Consider the following 1278-nt stretch of genomic DNA (forward strand, 5'->3'; position numbering starts at 1 on the left):
ACAGATCTCCCGCCTTTTGCTGAAGTACACAACTCCTTTTTCCCACATTCATTATAGTTTACACACGTATAACGTTTGAAATCTTTACCGTTTTGCTTCCCATTCCATTTAAAATTTAAACAGTAGCCCATCGGGCAAATAAAAACATCATTTATTTGATCATACTTGAAATTTGATTTATCAAACCCGTTTTCAACCTTTTGTTGTTTTCCTTTTTGGGGCTTAATTAGTATTTCGGTCTGTTCATCAACCACGTCTGTTATTTCAGACATATTAAAATAACCTGTATCTGCTAAAGCTGTAATATTTTGATCCTCAAATACTTCCTTTGCTTTTTTAACCATGTTTGATAATTGCCCTTGATCATTAACATCATTTACTACTTCGTAGTCTACAAATAATTTATTTTTATTGTCTACAATTGCTTGAACATTAAAGCAAACTTCAAATTTCCCGTTGTTCTTCATCGATTTTGCATCTGAATCAGTTAAACAAACTTGTTTCTTTCCTTGTTCTTTGAGCTCTTCTTTAATGGCATTCAGCTGCTGTATTCTTTCTTTATAGCACGATATTTTTTCAGTTATTTTTTGTTTCATACTTTCATTTTCAGTTGTTTCTAAAACGTTATTGATATATTCCTCAATTTTCGCTTCATAGTATTCTAATTTCTCTTTAATAATATTTTCATTATAATGTTTATTTTTTGCACTACTTGCTTTTATCTTTGTTCCATCAATAGCTACAAGGGTACCGTCAATAAGACCAAACCCTTTTAACATAAGTATAAATTCTTTAAACAACTGCTTAATGGCATTTTTGTTAATTTTCATAAATGAAGATAAGGTACCATGATCAGGTTTTATTTTCCCAATCAACCACATTAATTCAATGTTTCTAGTTGCCTCGGTCTCCATCATACGTGATGACCGGATTTTATTCATATAACAATATATATATAATTTAAGGAGATCTTGTCTCCTGTAAGGTTTTTGACCAGCACTGTTACCAGAATAAACAACAAATCCTAGGTCCTCTAAATTTAAACTATCTATATATGCATCAATTACTCTTACTGGATTATCTTCACTAACATAATCCTCTAAAGTATATGGTAATAAAGTGATTTGTTTTCTATCTTCACCAAGAATAAATGCCATATTAACATCCCCTTTCTTAAAGGTATTCGACATTAATATCAGATTTCTTCTTACACATAAAAATTATTATTAATTGTTAGACAGACTCACGTACGGTTTGATGAGGGTTGCGCCTTGAAAG

The 1278-nt window shown here is 30.8% G+C and carries 1 protein-coding gene; it reads right to left on the reverse strand.

Features of this window, described 5'->3' with window-relative positions:
* Positions 1-1157 (reverse strand): IS1182 family transposase (locus tag COE25_RS30095; protein ID WP_098935240.1); only part of this gene is annotated, 1157 nt, incomplete at its 3' end.
* Positions 1158-1278: the final 121 nt, after the last annotated feature.

Source organism: Bacillus sp. AFS031507 (assembly GCF_002584635.1).
In the GTDB taxonomy this organism is placed as follows: domain Bacteria; phylum Bacillota; class Bacilli; order Bacillales; family Cytobacillaceae; genus Neobacillus.